The following is an 874-nucleotide window of genomic DNA, read 5'->3' on the forward strand; positions in this document are numbered from 1 at the left end:
ATAGGGAAGTCGCTTAGCTTTAATCCGCCATAGCTCAGTTGGTAGTAGCGCATGACTGTTAATCATGATGTCGTAGGTTCGAGTCCTACTGGCGGAGTAATTTAGTTAAGAGGTTTAGGCCTCTTTTTTTGTTATGTAATAATAATCTATCTCGTGTTATTAGAGGCGAGACATTTTTCGGCTCTTTGTCAACTGTAGTGGGTTGATGAAAAGCTAATCTCGAGAAAGGGCAAATTTCGTCATTTTTTTTGAAGTTTTTAAAGTTCCGAAAACCAAAGGCGTTGCGTTTGATAAGTTTGATGAGATTATTAGTGACTTCTAGTTTGGCGTTAGAATAGGCTAGTTTAAGGGCATTGACAATTTTCTCGTTATCAGCGTTCCAAACATTCAAAAATAGTTGGGACTTCCCTTAATAAATCTGTTACTTTCTTTTTCAAGATAGCCCAAGCTTGCTCAATAGGATTCAAATCTGGTGAATAAGGCGGTAGAGGTAAGAAAAAGTGTTTATTTTGGATGCAGAGTTCATCCAAAATGTTCTTGGGATAAAAACTAGCATTGTCCATGATAATAACATGAGGTGTCTTCAAAGCAGGCAGGAGTTGCGTTTTGAACCACTCCACAAAGAAATCGCTTGTCATGCTGTTCTTGTAAATCATGGGAGCTATAAACTCTCTGTCTACTTGTCCTGCAACAATTGAAGTTCGCTCAAAACGACGTCCGCTAATCTTTTCATAGACTTTCTCCCCTTTAGGAGCCCCTGCATAAGGACGATAGAGGTAGCGGTCGATTCCTGTCTCATCAATGTATACGATTGGTAAATCGTTTAGGTTATCCAAAATATCAAGAAACTCAGATACTTTCTCTGGGTCTTGTT

1 protein-coding gene, 1 tRNA gene and 1 pseudogene are annotated in these 874 nt (G+C 38.9%); 1 reads left to right on the plus strand and 2 read right to left on the minus strand.

All coding sequences use genetic code 11. The features are described from left to right. Positions 1–23: 23 nt before the first annotated feature. Positions 24–97: transfer RNA gene (locus HT678_RS00440), tRNA-Asn, on the plus strand. Here HT678_RS00440 and HT678_RS11345 read toward each other — a convergent pair. Then, a pseudogene (locus HT678_RS11345) lies at positions 86–373 on the minus strand (transposase); the annotation flags it as partial. The gene HT678_RS00440 and the pseudogene HT678_RS11345 sit on opposite strands and share 12 nt — an antisense overlap. After that, positions 372–836 carry a transposase gene (locus HT678_RS00450; protein WP_080673659.1) on the minus strand — a complete coding sequence of 155 codons (465 nt, stop codon included), beginning with the start codon at positions 834–836 and terminating at the stop codon, positions 372–374. The pseudogene HT678_RS11345 and the gene HT678_RS00450, both read right to left, overlap by 2 nt. Between the last annotated feature and the right edge of the window lie 38 nt (positions 837–874).

Origin of the sequence: Streptococcus sp. 3167 (assembly GCF_013277175.1) — a bacterium.
GTDB classification, from domain to species: domain Bacteria; phylum Bacillota; class Bacilli; order Lactobacillales; family Streptococcaceae; genus Streptococcus; species Streptococcus pseudopneumoniae.